The organism is Dickeya oryzae (assembly GCF_020406815.2).
In the GTDB taxonomy this organism is placed as follows: domain Bacteria; phylum Pseudomonadota; class Gammaproteobacteria; order Enterobacterales; family Enterobacteriaceae; genus Dickeya; species Dickeya oryzae.
The window spans coordinates 2,748,138-2,765,652 of the sequence record NZ_CP162670.1; the positions used below are offsets into that span (position 1 = coordinate 2,748,138).

General features: G+C 55.7%; 15 protein-coding genes. 6 read left to right on the forward strand and 9 right to left on the reverse strand.

Features of this window, described 5'->3' with window-relative positions:
- Positions 1–352 precede the first annotated feature (352 nt).
- Positions 353–862 (forward strand): hypothetical protein, encoded by a 510-nt coding sequence (locus tag LF929_RS12125; RefSeq protein WP_210175028.1) that lies wholly within the window; start codon positions 353–355, stop codon positions 860–862.
- Between the two features lie 139 nt (positions 863–1,001).
- Positions 1,002–2,006 carry a phospholipase D family protein gene (locus LF929_RS12130; protein ID WP_210175029.1) on the forward strand — a complete coding sequence of 335 codons (1,005 nt, stop codon included), beginning with the start codon at positions 1,002–1,004 and terminating at the stop codon, positions 2,004–2,006.
- Positions 2,007–2,049: 43 nt separating this feature from the next.
- On the opposite strand, the gene tyrR is transcribed toward LF929_RS12130, so the two are convergent.
- From tyrR to pspA, 8 genes are all read right to left on the reverse strand, one after another.
- A complete protein-coding gene (gene tyrR / locus LF929_RS12135) occupies positions 2,050–3,615 on the reverse strand; it encodes a transcriptional regulator TyrR (protein ID WP_210175030.1) in 1,566 nt (521 codons plus the stop codon).
- A gap of 119 nt (positions 3,616–3,734) precedes the next feature.
- Complete coding sequence (locus LF929_RS12140; RefSeq protein WP_226093173.1) at positions 3,735–5,297, reverse strand: M20/M25/M40 family metallo-hydrolase; 1,563 nt, start codon at positions 5,295–5,297, stop codon at positions 3,735–3,737.
- A gap of 253 nt (positions 5,298–5,550) precedes the next feature.
- Positions 5,551–6,846, reverse strand: coding sequence for an MFS transporter (locus LF929_RS12145; protein WP_226093189.1), 1,296 nt, complete (start codon positions 6,844–6,846; stop codon positions 5,551–5,553).
- 377 nt (positions 6,847–7,223) lie between these two features.
- Positions 7,224–8,279, reverse strand: coding sequence for a TIGR01620 family protein (locus tag LF929_RS12150; protein ID WP_226093174.1), 1,056 nt, complete (start codon positions 8,277–8,279; stop codon positions 7,224–7,226).
- The gene (locus LF929_RS12155) at positions 8,276–9,691 is read right to left on the reverse strand and encodes a YcjX family protein (protein WP_226093175.1); all 1,416 of its coding nucleotides are present in this window, start codon (positions 9,689–9,691) and stop codon (positions 8,276–8,278) included. Before LF929_RS12155 ends, LF929_RS12150 begins: the two co-directional genes overlap by 4 nt.
- 203 nt (positions 9,692–9,894) lie before the next feature.
- Positions 9,895–10,254, reverse strand: coding sequence for an envelope stress response membrane protein PspC (gene pspC / locus LF929_RS12160; protein WP_012884404.1), 360 nt, complete (start codon positions 10,252–10,254; stop codon positions 9,895–9,897).
- Positions 10,254–10,481, reverse strand: coding sequence for an envelope stress response membrane protein PspB (gene pspB, locus LF929_RS12165; protein WP_012884403.1), 228 nt, complete (start codon positions 10,479–10,481; stop codon positions 10,254–10,256). Before pspB ends, pspC begins: the two co-directional genes overlap by 1 nt.
- 63 nt (positions 10,482–10,544) lie before the next feature.
- On the reverse strand, positions 10,545–11,210 hold the full coding sequence (gene pspA / locus LF929_RS12170) for a phage shock protein PspA (protein WP_038907692.1): 666 nt from the start codon (positions 11,208–11,210) through the stop codon (positions 10,545–10,547).
- Positions 11,211–11,429: 219 nt separating this feature from the next.
- On the opposite strand from pspA, the gene pspF reads away from it, so the two are divergent.
- The gene (pspF, locus tag LF929_RS12175; RefSeq protein ID WP_038907691.1) at positions 11,430–12,428 is read left to right on the forward strand and encodes a phage shock protein operon transcriptional activator; all 999 of its coding nucleotides are present in this window, start codon (positions 11,430–11,432) and stop codon (positions 12,426–12,428) included.
- A gap of 65 nt (positions 12,429–12,493) precedes the next feature.
- On the opposite strand, the gene zigA is transcribed toward pspF, so the two are convergent.
- Positions 12,494–13,684 (reverse strand): zinc metallochaperone GTPase ZigA, encoded by a 1,191-nt coding sequence (gene zigA / locus LF929_RS12180; protein WP_210175034.1) that lies wholly within the window; start codon positions 13,682–13,684, stop codon positions 12,494–12,496.
- Positions 13,685–13,952: 268 nt separating this feature from the next.
- Between zigA and sapA the strand changes: the two genes are divergently transcribed.
- From sapA to sapC, 3 genes are read left to right on the forward strand one after another with little or no spacing between them, the layout of a single operon-like run.
- Positions 13,953–15,662 carry an ABC transporter substrate-binding protein SapA gene (gene sapA, locus LF929_RS12185; RefSeq protein WP_210175035.1) on the forward strand — a complete coding sequence of 570 codons (1,710 nt, stop codon included), beginning with the start codon at positions 13,953–13,955 and terminating at the stop codon, positions 15,660–15,662.
- Entirely contained in the window at positions 15,659–16,624 is a 966-nt protein-coding gene (gene sapB, locus LF929_RS12190; RefSeq protein ID WP_023640062.1) for a putrescine export ABC transporter permease SapB, read from the forward strand. Before sapA ends, sapB begins: the two co-directional genes overlap by 4 nt.
- Positions 16,611–17,501 carry a putrescine export ABC transporter permease SapC gene (gene sapC / locus LF929_RS12195; RefSeq protein WP_226093176.1) on the forward strand — a complete coding sequence of 297 codons (891 nt, stop codon included), beginning with the start codon at positions 16,611–16,613 and terminating at the stop codon, positions 17,499–17,501. Before sapB ends, sapC begins: the two co-directional genes overlap by 14 nt.
- The last annotated feature ends 14 nt before the right edge of the window (positions 17,502–17,515 follow it).

Consider the following 17,515-nt stretch of genomic DNA (forward strand, 5'->3'; position numbering starts at 1 on the left):
CGCACCGGCATCGCGCCTGTCAGTCATCATCGCCGCCGAAAACCACGTCAGCCATCAGGTCGCAAAGAAACCGCATTATCCTCCATGACCAGCCGGTAATAACAGCGTTATATTCGCCGATTCCGGGGGATAGACTTATTGACGCGTTTTTTAGCGTTACACCATCGCTTAGCGTTACAGACATCGAGTACAATCAAGTACGCAACGTCTGAAAAAATTTATTGCTGGGTGACTGAATTGGAATCACATATCTTCAACAATACCGTATAAGCGACGAATATATTTTTTAGCAGCTTTGTGGCTCGTTTTATTTTTTCCATTTCGCCAGTGTGTCAAGGCACCGATGATTACGATGAAACGCTTACCGATTAAATCACCCTATTTTCGACGCCTGATCGTAGATTGCTTGTTCCTATTTACTCTGACATTTATTGGATCGTTTTGGCCCGGTGAAATTCTGACATTTTTACTGGTGTTCGCTTTGCTAATCTGGTTTAGCGTGCGCGTCATCCAGCTATTGATTGCTGTTTTCCGATGGCAGTGGCGGAATATTGCGGCCAGGATTGGTGCATTTTTGTTATCCGCGATTGTTCTGTTGGTCTGTTTTGTTGGGCAAGAGACCATTCATGTTGCCTTGTTATACCCGATTTATCTCAAAAAAATTCACGCGGCCAGTAACTCGCAAAATGAACCGCTGATATTAGAATCTTCTGATTATGGTCTGGGTTTTCACACTTATGTGTATGACGTGAGTGGTAAGGAAGTTCCCGGCATATCTCACCTGCCTGAGTTTGAAAAAAGCGAGGTGGATACAAAACATCTTTTTGGCCCGTTTTTTGCTGAGAAAACCCTCTTTTTATAGAGTGCGTTTTTTATCAATTTATTACTGAATAAGATTAATTAAAACAAGACGTTGAAATTGATGAAAAATGCCACTATAAACAAGAAGTCATTCCACATATCGTTCATTAATTTATTTTACTGACAAGGAGATTGTCCAGGTGTTTTTATCTACACATGCGGGTACCTATACCAAACAGATCGAGACATTTTTTGAACAAGATACCCCACTAAATATTGCGGTAGCGTTTCTCGGTGGTGGCATCGAACCACTCTTTGATAGTATTAAACATCAATCAGCAGCGAGGATTATTTGTAATTTTGATTCCGGTGCAACCAATCCTTATCTGGTTGAACAGTTGAAGCGCAAGGGATTGGATATCCGAAATCAGCCACGTCTGCACGCCAAGGTTCTGCTCAGCAACAATAGCATGATCATTGGGTCTGCCAATCTTTCAGCTAACGGCTTATCTCTTGAGGGAAAAGAAGAACTCACCGGCTGGGAGGAAGCCGGTATGTTGATAGATAAACCAGAACAGATTGCTGATGCCAGTCGCTGGTTTGAGCTGCAGTGGCAGCAGGCCAAAGCGATTGACGACAGCACTATTGCGCGTCAGAAACAGGCCTGGGAGCAGCGGCGCAATCACCGCCCACTTATTACGGATACCGATACGTCCCACAGAAGTCTGCTGGAGGCAGCACGCACTCATCAGGCATCGTTTAAAGACCGGGAAATTTATCTTGCAGCCTACAGCGAAGGTGCCTCGAAAGAGGCAAAGAACGCATTCGCTGCTTTCTGTCACGCTGAACCAAACAGGTTGCCAAAGCAAACTGACTTTTACGAAGACTGGAAGGATCTGCCTCACGACGATTTTTTGATAAGCATTCGCCTAAAAAAACCAAATAGCATCAAGATTGAAGGACTGTGGAAGATGGCTGGCCTCTCACCAATTGAGTTCATCAATGCAAGTGGTGGCAAAAGCACACTTCACATTTGTGGAAAAGCTGACAACTTCTGTGATTTTAAATTAACGGACACAGACTGCCAGTTCATCAAGAAACATATCGATGCACTGTGGCCTGATAACGCCAGTTCAAAACGAAGGGATGCGGTAGTTGTACGACTGGATGAATGGCTGGCACGACTAGACTCATCAGCGCAGTAACAACCTGCTCGGGGCCTGAGTCGCCAGCCGTGCTCAGCCCCGATTACTCGTCCTCGTCCCCACTTTTGCGGCTACTCAGCCCATACTCCCGCAATTTGTTGGCGATGGCGGTGTGAGAGACGCCAAGCCGTTTGGCCAGCTTGCGGGTACTGGGGTAAGTCTGGTAAAGGCGGGTTAATACCGAGCGTTCAAAGCGTTTGCTGATATCGTCGAGCGAGCCTTCCAGTAAATCGTCATTGTGGGTAATTTCCGGCTGAAAGGCCGGTAAATCGATGTCGTGCAGGCGCAATTCGCCACCGTCCATTTGCGCCAGTGCGCGATAGATGGTGTTTTTCAACTGCCGCACGTTGCCCGGCCATCCATACTGCGGCAGCAGGTTACGCACTTCCTGAGCGATAGGTGGACGCGTCATGCCTTGCTCATCAGCAAAGCGGGCGACGAACAGCTCAACCAATGGCATGACATCCGCCGGGCACTCCCGCAGCGGCGGCAGTTGCAACGTCAGCACATTCAGGCGGTAGTAGAGGTCTTCACGGAACAGGCCACGCTGCACCAGGTCGAGCAAATTTTTCTGTGTCGCGCAGATAACCCGCACATCCACATGCACCTCATGCTCTTCCCCTACCCGGCGAAACGTCCCGTCGTTGAGGAAACGCAGCAGTTTAGTCTGCATCTGCGGTGACATTTCACCCACTTCATCCAGCAGTACCGAACCGCCGTTCGCCTGCTCAAAGAAACCTTTCTTGCCTTCCAGCGCGTTGGGGTACGCACCCGGCGCATGGCCGTAAAGCTCGCTTTCCATTACGTCGTCTGGCAAAGCGGCGCAGTTGAGCGCCAAAAACGGTTTTTTACCACGGCTACTGCGCAGATGACAGGCACGGGCCAGCATATCTTTGCCGGTGCCGGTTTCGCCTACCAGTAACAATGGCGCATCCAGCATCGCCAGCTTGCGTGCCTGTTCCACCACCTGCCGCATGCGTGGACTCACGGCCACGATATGGTCGAACTCGCGCTCGTCGTTAACGGGGGTATCCTGTAACTGGCGCCCCATGCGTGCGGCGGATTTCAGCATCACCAGTGCCCCGACGACGGTCGGTTTCCCTTTATCGTCTTCCAGGTGAACCGGGGTGACTTCCTGCAGGAAATCCTGACCGCGTAGCACCACGCGGGTGGTTTCCGGCTGGCCGCCCTGCTCTTGCCAGCGGGTGATAGGGGAATCATTGAGCAACTGGCTGATGGTCAGTGTACGGGCTTTTTCCTGCGTGAGATCAAACAGGCTAAGGGCTGCCGCGTTGATAAGCTCCACTTTTCCTTTCAGGTCACACGATAAAACTGGCTCAGGCATCGACTCCAGCAACGCATTCAGCGCCCGATGCTCCCGCTCGGATGGCATAAACGCCACGGTACGCACATCACTGACCCCCGCGATGCGGCGAATTTCCGTCATCAGTTCACGGAAAGTGTCAAAACCGAGGGTGGTGAAATTGAGGTAGATACGACCCGCAGGATCAATTTCGATACCGCGCAGGTCGATATGCCGCAATACCAGCAGATCCAGCAATTCACGAGTCAGACCAATGCGGTCTTCACAAAATACTTCCAGACGCATCAATAAAACCTTCTTCTATCAGGTGCGGCAGGGACGAGAGCTGCATCATACCCTTTCACCGCCACCGGATGAAGTGGGGTGTCAGCAAAAGTTGACACCCCGGCAAGTGAATTTCAGGTTTACTTCGCCTTTTCCTCTTCAGGAAACGGTGTTGTCAGCATGGAGACCATAATCCGGATGCCATCGATATAGTTGCCGATGCGCATATTCTCATCAGCGCCATACGAACTGTTATCCGCATTCACCAGTGAGACCACCGCAAACGCGTTTTTCAGCGCGGCCAGTGCGCCGTTAATCGGCGGCGAGACCCCCAGCATGCGGTTTTTCTCCGGTTCCCCTTTTACCGGTGCCTTCACGCCGTCTATCGCCCATTTCGCCAGTGGCGAGGCCATCTGGGTGCGCACCGCAAAGGAGCTGCCCGACGAGGTCATCATGCTCATGGAGATAAGCCGGGCATTATGATTACGTTCCTGCAACGAGGGCGAATCCGAACGAACGATGTAGAACCCTTTCGACATCACGTATTTTTTCAGCAGGTCATACAGGTAATCCGGCGATGTTTCAGGCACAGTACGGATATTGATACTGGCGGTCGCGGTTGAGGGAATGGCGTACACCGCCTTACGGCCAGTATCGCCCGCCCTGAACCCAATCACATCCAGCGATGGGTACTGCACGGCTTCCACCGGGTTGGGTGCCATTTTCTCCAGTTGAGTCACCCCATAACGGCTTTCGATAGTGCCCGGCTGCGGGGCCTGCGCAGCCAGTTGCTTATGCTCCTCGTCGGTTAATTTGACCCGGTCATAGAAACCGGGCAAGGTCACCCGTCCATCGGCGTCTTTAAGCCCGGCCAGCAATGTCGCCATCTGTTGCACCGGGTTGATAATCACATTACCGAATGCACCGCTGTGCGCTGCCGGGTCCGGGCCAAAGACCGTCATATCAACCTGTATCGACCCGCGATAGCCGAAGGTGATCACCGGTTTGTTATTGGTGTTCACCCCGCCATTGAAAATCACTACGCCGTCGTTTTTAATCCGGGCGGCATTCTGGTTGACCACCGCCGTCAGGTGCGGCGACCCGCGCTCCTCTTCAGAGTCGAGTAACACCTTGATATTGACCGTCGGCGTGATACGGGCGCTTTTAATCGCATCTACTGCTGTCAGGAACATCGAGATAACGCCTTTCCCATCCGACGCGGACCGCCCAAAGACACGCCATTCCGGATCCAATCCCGGTTGCATCAGCCGATCATTGGGCTGCGGCATCCAGATTCCACGAGCATCTTTAATTTTCAGCGTGGGTTTCCAGGGGTCCGACGTCCAGTCAGAGGCGCTGGCTGATTGGCCGTCAAAATGCATCAGAAACAGCACTGTCGGGCGATTAGGCTGGATAGGCCCCCACTCCGCATACAACATCGGGTGTGCGCCGTTAGCCAGTTGCTGGGTGGTGAATCCGCGCTTTTGAAACGCCTTATCCAGCCAATTGAGATTACGCTGAATATCAGCGGCGACATCGGTATCGTTACTGAGCGTCAGGCCCTCAAGATATTCGGGAAAGCTGGCCTTAGCGAAATTCAGGCCTTCTGTAGGCGTCATGACCCACTGTTGTGCCTGAGCAGAGCCTGCCAGCGCCAACGCGCCAAGCACGCTGAACAACAGGCGTTTTTTGCCACGAAACATTATCAGTATCCTTCCAGCCAGAGGAAAAAAAGAACATCCATCTTCTGGTTATCGGCAGCGTCGAACGTCGTGTGAGCGATTTGCCTGCCGGGTTACCCGTCACCTACCTTTAAAACCGTCAGGTTGCCGCACAATGGCAACCCGATAGATAACAAGTATAGATAAACATGCTTCGTGGCAACGCGGGTTACATCAAAACCCGGTTGTTTTTAGGCGGTATTTTTCATAACGGATGGGCAACGGCATCTCCCCCTCAGATATTTTCCAGCCGAATGCCACGGGTCCGCGGGCCAAATACCCCGACGGTGACCACCACGGTTAACATACTGATGATGATAAACGCCAGCACGCCACTGGTATCGTAGTGCTGTAAAATCAACCCGATAAGCAGACTACTGAACGCGGTAGACAGGCGGCTGAACGAGTAGCAAAAGCCCACGCCGCGAGCGCGAATCGCGGTGGGAAAGACCTCGGTCTGGTAGGCATGATAGCTGATGGTCAGCCAGGCGTTGGAGTAAGCGACCAGAAACCCGCAAACAATCAACCACAGCGGTTGGGTCTGGAAGGCAAACAGGGTACCGAACACCACGGTCATCAATGACGACAACACAATGTGCCATTTATTGTCGAGTTTCCCGATGTACCCGCAGCACAGTAGCGACCCCAGCGGATAGGCAAGCGTAATAAAAAAGGCATACAGCAGGCTGTGGGTGACGGTGGTTCCCTGCCCTGCCAGTAACGTCGGCAACCAGTTACCGAAACCGAAAAAACCGATGGCCTGAAAAATATTCATCACCATCAACATCAGGGTTCGCCGTCGGTAACGCGCCGACCAGATATCACGAAAGCGACCACGTGATGGAGGGATAATGGCCGACTGTGGCGGCGTCAGCGGTTCCCCCGGCTGCACACCGCAACGGTGTTCCATCGCCGTCATCACCTGCTCGGCTTCCCGATAACGCCCGCGTGACAGCAGCCAGCGCGCCGACTCCATCAAATTGCGCCGCAACAACCACACCACCAGCGAACATAGCGCGCCGATAATCACCACATAACGCCAGCCAGACAGCCCCCAGAACTGGTGCGGCACCAGCCACCACGACATCAGCGCCACCGCCGGCACCGAGAGAAACTGCATGAAGAATGCCAGCGCAAACGCCCGGTTGCGCAGGTAGGTCGGCATCCATTCAGACAGGTAGGTATCGATGGTCACCAGTTCCACCCCCAGCCCAATACCGACCAAAAAGCGACACAGGATCACCCCTTGCGCCTGATGCTGGAACGCCATCAGCAACGAGAACGCGCCGTACCACGCCAGCGCAAACATGAATGCGCTGCGACGCCCCAGTTTATCAGCCTGCGGAGCCAGCACACTGGCCCCGACGAATAAGCCAAGGAAGGTGACGCACGCGAAAGTCGCCTGATCCGATACCCCGAGGAGTCCCGCCTGACCAGCATGAAAGATGTTCTCGTTCATCAGACCGGTGCTGATATACGCCGTCTGAAACAGGTCGTAGAGTTCAAAGAATCCGCCCAGCGATAGCAGCATGATGAAACGCCATAACCCCCACGACGGGGGCAAGGCATCAATACGCGCCGCCAGTATATGGAACGGAAGTGGATGATTGACTGTATAAACCGTCGGCGCACTGCGTTCAGTAAAGCTGGAATCCATGGCTTGCCCCTGATTGATGATAGGTTATCGATAATCGCGTTCCGGCAAACCATAGCGGTAATAATTATCATTTATTACTGCTTATAAACGGAATTATTTTCAGAATATAACGGTATAACTGAACGGTAACAGGCGCGTCAGTTTTTTATGAAAGAAATCGATAAGTTATCGCCATTATTACCCGCAATGGCGATATATCTGGTTACATCATGCACAACCTGTGGAGGGAAGTCAGTGGGTTGTAGCAGGGGTTATTCCCCCGGTGACGACGGTGTTTTTACCCGCATCCGGCCAATCAGTTCGCGCCGGAAATCACCCAGTCGGGGTTTATCATCCAGCCACGGCAACGGGCGACATAACTCCATGGCGCGGATCCCCAGGCGTGCGGTCAGCAACCCAGCCCCCAGCCCTTGCGCGGCACGTGCCGACAGGCGAGCCGCCAGATCCTGCGACATCCAGCCCATGCCGATTTCCCGCACCAGTTCACTGGCACCGGCAAACGCCACATTGAGCAGCACCAGTCGGAACAGGCGAATACGGCTGAAATAACCCAGCTCGATGCCATACAACCGGGCGATGCGATTGACCAGCCGCAGGTTGCGCCAGGCAATGAACGCCATATCCACCAGTGCCAACGGGCTGACGGCAATCATCAGGGCGGATTCGGCGGCGGAGCGGCTAATCTCACGACGCGCCTGCGCATCCAGCACCGGTTGTACCAGACGCGCGTATAATTCCGTCACTTCGCGGTCGTTGTGGGTATCCTGCAGCGATGCCTGCCAGCGTTGCAGCGCTGGATGCCCGGCTTCAAGCCCGGCCTGGCGGGCCAGATGTTCGCAAAACGCCCGCGCTTGCCCGGTGCCGTGACTGTTAAGCAACGCCCGCGCCCGGTCTCGGGTTTCCGCCCGCTGGCGCAGCCGGTACAGCCGACGCCACTCCACCGCCAGCGACCCGACACCCGCGCCAACAATCAGAATACCGGCGGCCACAGCGCCAAGCGCAATCCAGTCCTGGCCGACCCACGCCTGATACAACGCACGTCCACCCTGCGCCAGCGCACTCAACCCGAACAACGCCACACCGGCCCCCAGCATGCGTCGCCACAGACTACGACGTGGGCGCAACGCATCACTGACCACCTGCTCCGCCCCTTCGCCGTCATCGGTCTGCGTATCGTCAACGGCGACGGTCGGCGCGAAATGGCGGGCGTCGCCGTCGTCAAATGCAACCGAGGGACGCAACGATGAGGCCGCTGGCTCAATCGGCGTATCGTCAAAGGTGATGCGAGGCTTCAGCGGTTCACTCATCGCAATTTATCTCCCAGTAAAAACTCCATCACCGTATCCATACGAATATGCGGTAGCGGCAGGTCCATCTGCATCTCTTGTGGACGGAACGGTTCGAAATGGAACCCCTGCTCGCGCCAGAAGGACGGGTCCGGTAACCGTGCCGGGACGTCACCCGGATACAGGGTGATAGGCTCACCGTCCGCCAGCCGGTTGCCGCGCAAAGCAGGCAACGATTGCCCCTGATGCGACACCACGCCGCTTTGCGTCGCCTGCACGGCCGCAATACCAGCACAGTCGATCTCGATGCCCTCGAACGCCACATTGCGCCAGGCCTCCTGCACCAGTTGCTGCAACAACGACACCAGATTGGCGTGCTGGTCGGCGGTAATATGGTCAGACTGGCTGGCGGCAAACATCAGCCGGTCGATACACGGCGAAAATACCCGGCGCAACAGCGTGCGCTTGCCGTAATGAAAACTCTGCATCAATTGGGTCAGCGCCAGTCGCATGTCGTTAAACGACTGCACGCCATGATTGAGCGATTGCAGGCAATCCACCAGTACGATTTGCCGGTCAAAGCGGACAAAGTGCTGGCGATAGAACTCACGCACCACATGCTGGCAGTAGTATTCAAAGCGGCGGCGCAACATCCCGATCACCGTGTGCTCGCCTGCCTGCGCCAGCGCAGCGTCCAGTCGCTCGTCGGGCTGGGGCCAGGGGAAGAACTGCAATACCGGCGCTCCGGCCAAATCGCCCGGTAACACAAAACGCCCCGGCTGAATGAAATGCAAGCCTTCCTGCTTACAGCGCAACAGGTAGTCGGTGTACGCCTGGGCGATCGCCGCCAGTTGGTTTTCATCGGCGGGGGCCAGTGGGTCAAGCCCTCCACACAGCGCCAGAAAGGGCTGCGCCCAGCGTAGTCTATCCCCCTGCAACAGGGTGGACATCTGCCGGGACCAGTCGGCGTAGCTTTGCTCCAGCAGCGGTAAATCCAACAGCCATTCACCGGGATAATCGACGATTTCCAGATACAGCGTGGCGGTATCACGAAAGTGACGCAACAGGCTGTCGCGGGAGCGGTAACGCAGCGCCAGCCGGATTTCACTCACCCCACGCGTCGGCGTCGGCCAGGCAGGCGGCACGCCGTATAACGATGCCATGCCTTCGTCATACGCAAACCGAGGAATAGCCAAATCCCGCTGCGGGATACGACGAGCCCCCAACAACCGGTTTTCGCGCACCACCGAAAACAGCGGCAACCGCGCACCATGCTGCGCGTTCAACAATTGATTGACCAGTGAGGTAATAAACGCCGTTTTGCCGCTGCGGCTCAGGCCAGTAACGGCCAGCCGCAGGTGACGATCGGCGCTGCGATTGACCAGCGCGCTGAACTCGTTCTGTAAGCGGCTAACATGATGGGAATAAGCCATGACACTCCTGTTGGTTGTCCTGCCATATGATTGTCCTGCCATATCCGGCCACCGCCGCGTTACCTGTCAATTACGAAAAAACCGAACAAACAGCACAAACACAAGCAATAATGCGACGGTGCGAAAAACGGCGAGCAGAATTCGATACCTGCGCCGCGAATCCTGCTCAGAAGATCAGGCCAGCCGGGTGGCTGGCAGCGCGATTACAGTTGGCGAAACTTACTGCGCACGCCGTAGGTTTCTGACGTGATATAGCGTTCGATATGGCGTAAGCGTTGTTCGCTGGCGCTCAATATCGCATCGGCTTGATCGAGCAACGTCTGCGGTGAAGCCTCATCACGTGTCGTCGTGTATGCCTCCGGCGGAGCGGGCTCCAGTACGAAACTGAGAACGATATAAGCGATGACCGTAATCAGAAACAGACCGAAAAAAATCGACAGCACGGCAATAAAACGCACCAGTTTTACCGGCACATCGAAATAGCGCGCCAGCCCGGCACACACGCCTTTAATCATGCCCTCTTCCGGCAGCAGGTAAAGTTTTCGCTCAGCACGGGTGTTCATCAGGATTGTCTCCAGTTGGGATGTTCCGCATCCAGAATCTGTTCCAGCGCCTCAATCCGTTCGCGCATGCGCTGTGCGTCTTGTGTTAACCGGGTCAGCCGCTGCATTTCAGCCTGATCCCACTGTGGCGCACGGCGGCGCTGACTGTAATGCAGCCACAACCACAGCGGTGCGACAAACAGCAGAAACACCGTCAGGGGAATCATTGTCATTACCAGAGCACCCATTTTTTCTCCTTAATTATTATGGTGATGCAGCCTGATTGCCGCCGAAACGGCAACCAGTAATCATTATTCCGCCGGTTTGACTTTCGCTTTCAGCGCAGCCAGTTGCGCATCGATCTCGTCGCTGGTTTTCAGCTCGGCAAACTGTTGATCCAACGATTTTTGTTTACCCAGCCCCACGCTTTCCGCTTCCGCCTCCAGGGTATCGATACGGCGTTCAAACTGCTCAAAACGCGCCATCGCTTCATCCAGTTTACCGCTATCCAACTGACGACGAATATCACGGGATGAACTGGCGGCCTGATGGCGTAATGTCAGCGCCTGTTGACGGGCGCGGGTTTCGGTCAGTTTATTTTCCAGCTCGCCAATTTCGCGTTTCAGGCGATCCAGCGTTTCTTCAACCGCCGCACCCTCTTGCTCCAGTACCGTTACCAGTTCCGTCAGCTTCTGCTTTTCTACCAGCGCCGCTCGCGCCAGGTCTTCACGCTCGCGCCGTAACGCCAGCTCGGCTTTTTCCTGCCATTCCTGCTGCTGGCTGCGCGCCTGTTCAATACGGCGAGCCAGTTGTTTCTTTTCCGCCAATGCCCGGGCGGAGGTGGAACGCACTTCAACCAGTGTATCTTCCATTTCCTGAATCATCAGCCGCACCAGTTTTTGCGGGTCTTCCGCCTTATCCAGCAAGGCAGTGATATTGGCGTTCACGATGTCGGCAAAACGGGAAAAAATACCCATACTCTACTCCTCAGTGATTTCCGGCGTCTGCGACGCCCGGTTCGTTATCTCCATCAGCCGTTGCCTGATGACATCCTGACATAATCAAATACTGTGCCAGCTTTTAAAATCATCGTAATTACATGATAAATAATGTGTTATTGATTTTGATATACAATAGACGCGTGCTTTGCTATGGTCAAATTGACCAACATATGGTGAAAAATACAAGGCGATATCATGACGCATGGACAGGATTCGTTACTGGGCGAGGCCAACAGTTTTCTGGAGGTGCTGGAGCAGGTGTCCCAACTGGCGCAGCTCAACAAACCGGTGCTGGTGATTGGCGAACGTGGCACCGGTAAAGAACTGATTGCCAGCCGTCTGCATTACCTTTCTCCCCGTTGGCAGGGGCCGTTTATTTCACTTAACTGCGCCGCCCTGAACGATAACCTGCTGGATTCCGAACTGTTCGGTCATGAAGCCGGGGCATTTACCGGCGCACAAAAACGTCATCTGGGCCGTTTTGAGCGTGCCGACGGCGGAACCCTGTTTCTGGATGAACTGGCGACCGCGCCGATGCTGGTGCAGGAAAAGCTGTTGCGGGTGATCGAATACGGCGTACTGGAACGTGTGGGCGGCGGGCAACCGCTACAGGTGGATGTCCGGCTAGTGTGCGCCACCAACGAAGACCTGCCAGCGCTGGCGGCACAGGGCAAGTTCCGCGCAGACCTGCTTGACAGGCTGGCGTTCGATGTAGTGCACCTGCCGCCACTGCGCCAACGCCAGCAAGACATCATGCTGCTGGCACAGCATTTCGCGGTACAGATGTGCCGGGAATTGGGCTTGCCGCTGTTTCCCGGCTTCAGCCCACAGGCGGAACGTACCCTGCTGGACTACAGCTGGCCGGGCAATATCCGCGAGCTAAAAAACGTGGTGGAACGATCGCTGTACCGCCATGGTGCCAACCCGGACACGGTGGACCGCATTATCCTTAACCCGTTTACGCCACTGGCCCCCCCCGCACTGGCGCTCGACTCGCCACACGCGGGTGCGACGGGCTTACCCACCCTGCCGTTGAATCTGCGTGACTGGCAGCACCATCAGGAGCGACAATTGGTAGAGCGGGCGCTCGTTCAGGCGCAGTTTAACCAGCGTAAAGCCGCCGGGTTGCTGGCACTCACCTATCATCAGTTTCGCGGCCTGCTGAAAAAGCACGAGATCGGTGCCAGTGACTAACTGTGGCCTGCAAAGCCCCGACGTAGCAATACTGCCCCCGGCGATAAAACCGGGGGCGGTGCGCGTTACCACTCGTCAAAAGGGTCGAGCAAATCCTGCCAGCTCTCCACGCCACCCAGCAGTTCCTCATCCGTGAGCAGGCAGGCATTCAGTTGGGCGGTAATCCACGCCTGATCCAGATGTTGGCCAATAAACACAATTTCCTGTCGCATATCGCCAAACGGCTCCTGCCATTTCTCCCGAATCGCCGCCAGGGTTTCTTCGTCCTGCGGCCAGCGCTCTGGTGCGACCGCTTTCCAGAACAGACCGGCCAGCCCGTAGCGCAAAATCCCCCCAGCCTGATGCCAGGATCCGGCCTCGAACGGACGGCTCGCCAGCCAGAAAAACCCTTTGGAGCGCAGCAGACGACCCGGCCCCCACTCCTCGCGGCTCAGAAAGTCATAGAAGCGCTGGGGGTGAAACGGCCTGCGTGCCTGATAGACAAAGTTACCGATGCCATACTCTTCGGTTTCCGGTGTATGGCTACCGCGTAGCTCCTGTAGCCAGCCCGGCGTCATGGCCGCCGTTTGCATATTAAAACGCCCGGTATTTAACACTTCGTCCATCGGCACCTGCCCGTGTGCAATCGGCAGAATACGTGCGGAAGGATTGAGCGTGTGGAGAATAGCGATCACCTCATCACGCTGGCTGTCGGCCATTTCATCGGTTTTACTGACCAGCAGCACATCGCAAAACTCAATTTGTTCAATCAGTAGATCGGTGACACTGCGAACATCGTCGTCTCCCAGGCTCTGCCCCACCGATTGCAGGCTTTCCGCCGCCTGGTACTGCGCCAGAAAGCTGGCACCATCCACCACGGTGACCATCGTATCCAGGCGGGCGAACTCAGACAGACATTGCCCTTGTTCGTCTTCAAACGTAAACGTCTCTGCCACCGGCAACGGCTCGGAAATGCCACTGGACTCGATCAACAGATAATCGTAACGCCCGGTGCGAGCCAGTTCGCGCACCGCCACCAGCAAATCTTCCCGCAGGGTGCAGCAGATACAACCGTTACTCATCGACACCAGCTTTTCCTGGCGGTGATCCAGCGTCACCTCCTGGTTAACCAAATCAGCGTCGATATTCACTTCACTCATGTCATTGACGATCACCGCGACCCGACGTCCCTGACGATTATTCAGAATATGGTTCAGCACCGTGGTTTTCCCGGCCCCCAAAAAGCCGGAGAGTACGGTAACGGGTAAAGGTTGCATGCGAGTGCTCCTGCTCAAAAATGATTGCCCGGCGACCGACTTAGCGCGAGTCACCGCCTGGCTGCGCATACTACCACAAAAAAGATATGTTATAACATAACAATTTTAAGTACCGGGTTTATGTTTTCCGTGGTGTACAAATACCTGCCAGCCGCTGCCGACAACCCCAGCAGTTTGTAGAAAAAACCGGCAGATAAGCGTAAGAAATTGGGTGGAATCACAGAGTGCGGTACACTCTCTGTATTGCCGATTGTCTGAAAAAAACCGTATGTCTGGAAAACACATTCTCATACTGGCGCTGGCCTGGCTGACACAGTCCGCTCTGGCACAGACGCCGACCGTCCCCGACGCGCCGGTGCCCCCTATCCGCCAGAGCGGTTTTGTCTATTGCGTCAACGACGTTCTCAACACCTTCAATCCCCAGATGGCGCGTAGCGGGCTGATGGTGGATACGCTGGCCGCACAACTCTATGACCGTTTGCTGGGCGTTGACCCTTATACCTATCGCTTGATGCCGGAACTGGCGCAGCACTGGGAAGTTACCGACAACGGCGCGACCTACCGTTTCACCCTGCGTCGTGATGTGCCGTTCCAGAAGACCGCCTGGTTTACCCCCAGCCGGATGATGAACGCTGACGATGTGTTGTTCAGTTTCCAGCGCATGCTGGATAAAAAGCACCCGTTCCATGATGTCAACGGCGGCGAATATCCTTACTTCGACAGTCTGCAACTGGCGGATAACATACAAAGCATCCGCAAGCTGGGCGATTACACCATCGAGTTCCGTCTGCAAAGCCCTGACGCCTCGTTCCTGTGGCACCTCGCTACCCATTATGCGCCTATCCTGTCGGCGGAATACGCCCAGCAACTGACCCGCCAGGACCGCCGGGAACTGCTTGACCGCCAACCGGTGGGGACTGGCCCTTACCGGCTGGAACAGTATCGCTACGGGCAGTACGTGCGGCTCAAACGCAACGATAATTACTGGCGCGGCGAGCCCCGTATGGAGCAGGTGGTTATCGACCTGGGTGCCGGTGGGACCGGTCGCCTGTCAAAACTGTTGACGGGCGAGTGCGACGTGCTGGCTTACCCGGCCGCCAGTCAGTTAAGCATTCTGCGTAATGACCCTCGTTTGCGGCTATCGCTGCGACCGGGGATGAACGTCGCCTATCTGGCGTTTAACGTGCGCAAACCACCGCTGGATGATGCTCGCGTGCGTCACGCCATCGCGCTGGCTATCAATAACGATCGTCTGATGCAGTCGATTTACTATGGCACCGCCGAAACCGCCGCCTCGATTCTGCCGCGCGCCTCCTGGGCTTACGACAACGAAGCGCAGATTTCCGAGTACAACCCGGATAAAGCGCGCCAGTTACTTAAAGTGCTGGGCATTCACGGCCTGCAATTGCAATTGTGGGTGCCGAGCGCGTCGCAGTCCTATAACCCCAGCCCGGTGAAAACCGCCGAACTGATTCAGGCTGACCTGGCGCAAATCGGCATTCGGGTGACCATCATGCCGGTAGAGGGCCGTTTTCAGGAAGCGCGTCTGATGGAGATGAACCACGACCTGACGCTGGCCGGTTGGGCTACCGACAGTAACGACCCAGACAGTGTGTTCCGCCCGTTATTGAGCTGTGCCGCTATCCGCTCCCAAACCAACTATGCTCACTGGTGTGATCCCGATTTCGATCAGGTCTTGCAGGATGCGCTCTCTTCCCAGCAACTCTCCCGACGTATGGAGTACTACCGGGTCGCCCATCACATTCTGACCGAGCAGTTGCCGGTGCTGCCGCTGGCCTCATCACTGCGGATGCAGGCCTATCGCTACGACATCAAAGGACTGGTGCTCAGTCCGTTTGGTAACGCCTCCTTCGCCGGTGTTTACCGTGAGGACGGCAGCGATGGTCATAAAGACAAACCGGATGAGCACGCCGTTGATCCATCTTCCAATGCGCCGATCCAGGGGGAACAGCCGTGATTATCTTTACCCTTCGTCGCTTGTTGTTGCTGCTGGTCACGCTGTTTCTGCTGTCGCTGATCGGCTTTAGTCTGCTGTATTACACCCCACACGCCCCACTGAGCGGGGCGGCGCTGTTCGACGCCTATCGCTTTTATTTCGTCAGCCTGTTGCAGGGGGATTTTGGCGTTTCCAGTATTAACGGACAGCCGATTAGCGAGCAGTTGCGCGATATTTTGCCCGCCACCGTCGAACTATGCCTGCTGGCGTTTTCGCTGTCGCTGCTGGTGGGTATCCCACTCGGTATCACCACTGGCGTGTTGCAACACAAAGCTGCCGATCGGGTGATCAGCGCGCTGGCACTGCTGGGCTTTTCCTTGCCGGTATTCTGGCTGGCGCTGTTAATGACCTTATTCTTTTCGCTGCATCTGGGCTGGTTGCCGGTTTCCGGTCGTTTTGACCTGCTTTACCCGGTGCCGCCGGTGACCGGTTTTGCGCTGATCGATGCCTGGCTTTCCCATTCCCCCTACCGGGACGAGATGATCGCCAGCGCCATACAGCACATGATTTTGCCGGTACTGGTGTTATCCGTCGGCCCGACTACCGAAGTGATTCGCCTGATGCGTATCAGCACCACCGACATCGGCACCCAGAATTACATTAAAGCGGCGATTATCCGTGGGTTACCCCGCGCGACGGTCATCCGCCGTCACCTGTTGCATAACGCCCTGCCGCCGATCATTCCGCAACTGGGGCTGCAATTCTCCACCATGCTGACACTGGAGATGATTACCGAGGTAGTGTTTAACTGGCCGGGCCTTGGCCGCTGGCTGGTCAACGCCATCCGCCAGCAGGATTTTGCGGCGATTTCCGCCGGGGTGATGGTGGTCGGCGCGCTGGTGATCACCATCAACGTACTGTCCGATATCTGGGGCGCCATGACAAACCCGCTGAAACATAAGGAATGGTATGCACTCCGATAACATCTACGGCGAAAAAGCACTCCCCAGCCGCTGGGTCGACACCTGGACAGACTTCCGGCAGGACCGGATGGCGATGGTGGGTTTTTACGGATTCCTGTTGCTGCTGGGGTTATGCCTGTTTGGCAACACACTGGCACCCTACGCGTTGGATCAACAATTTCTCGGCTACCAGTTGCTGCCGCCGTCCTGGTCACGTTATGGCGAAGTGTCGTTTTTTCTCGGCACCGATGACCTGGGCCGCGACCTGCTGAGCCGCTTGCTGAGCGGCACCGCGCCGACCTTTGGCTCGGCGCTGCTGGTTACGCTGGCCGCCACGCTGGTCGGTATTGTGCTCGGCATGCTGGCCGGGGTGACCCACGGCCTGCGTTCTGCGGTACTCAACCATATTCTCGACCCGCTGCTGTCGATTCCATCGTTGCTGCTGGCAATGGTGGTGATCGCGTTTATCGGCCCGCAACTGAGCCACGCCATGCTGGCGGTGTGGATGGCGCTGTTGCCGCGTATGGTGCGCACGATTTATTCCGCTGTGCATGACGAACTGGAAAAAGAGTACGTGACCGCTGCCCGGCTGGATGGTGCCTCCACACTCTACCTGCTCTGGTATGCCGTGGTGCCCAACATCCTGCCGATACTGGTCAGTGAAATCACCCGTGCGCTCTCCATCGCCATTCTGGATATCGCCGCACTCGGCTTTCTCAATCTCGGTGCGCAACTCCCCACCACCGAATGGGGTGTGTTGCTGGGTAATTCGCTGGAGCTGGTGTACGCCGCACCGTGGACGGTGATGCTGCCCGGAGCAGCCATTACTGTCAGCGTACTGATCGTTAATCTGTTGGGGGACGGCATTCGCCGCGCCCTGCTCGCTCAAACCGAATAGTGACGGAACTGCAT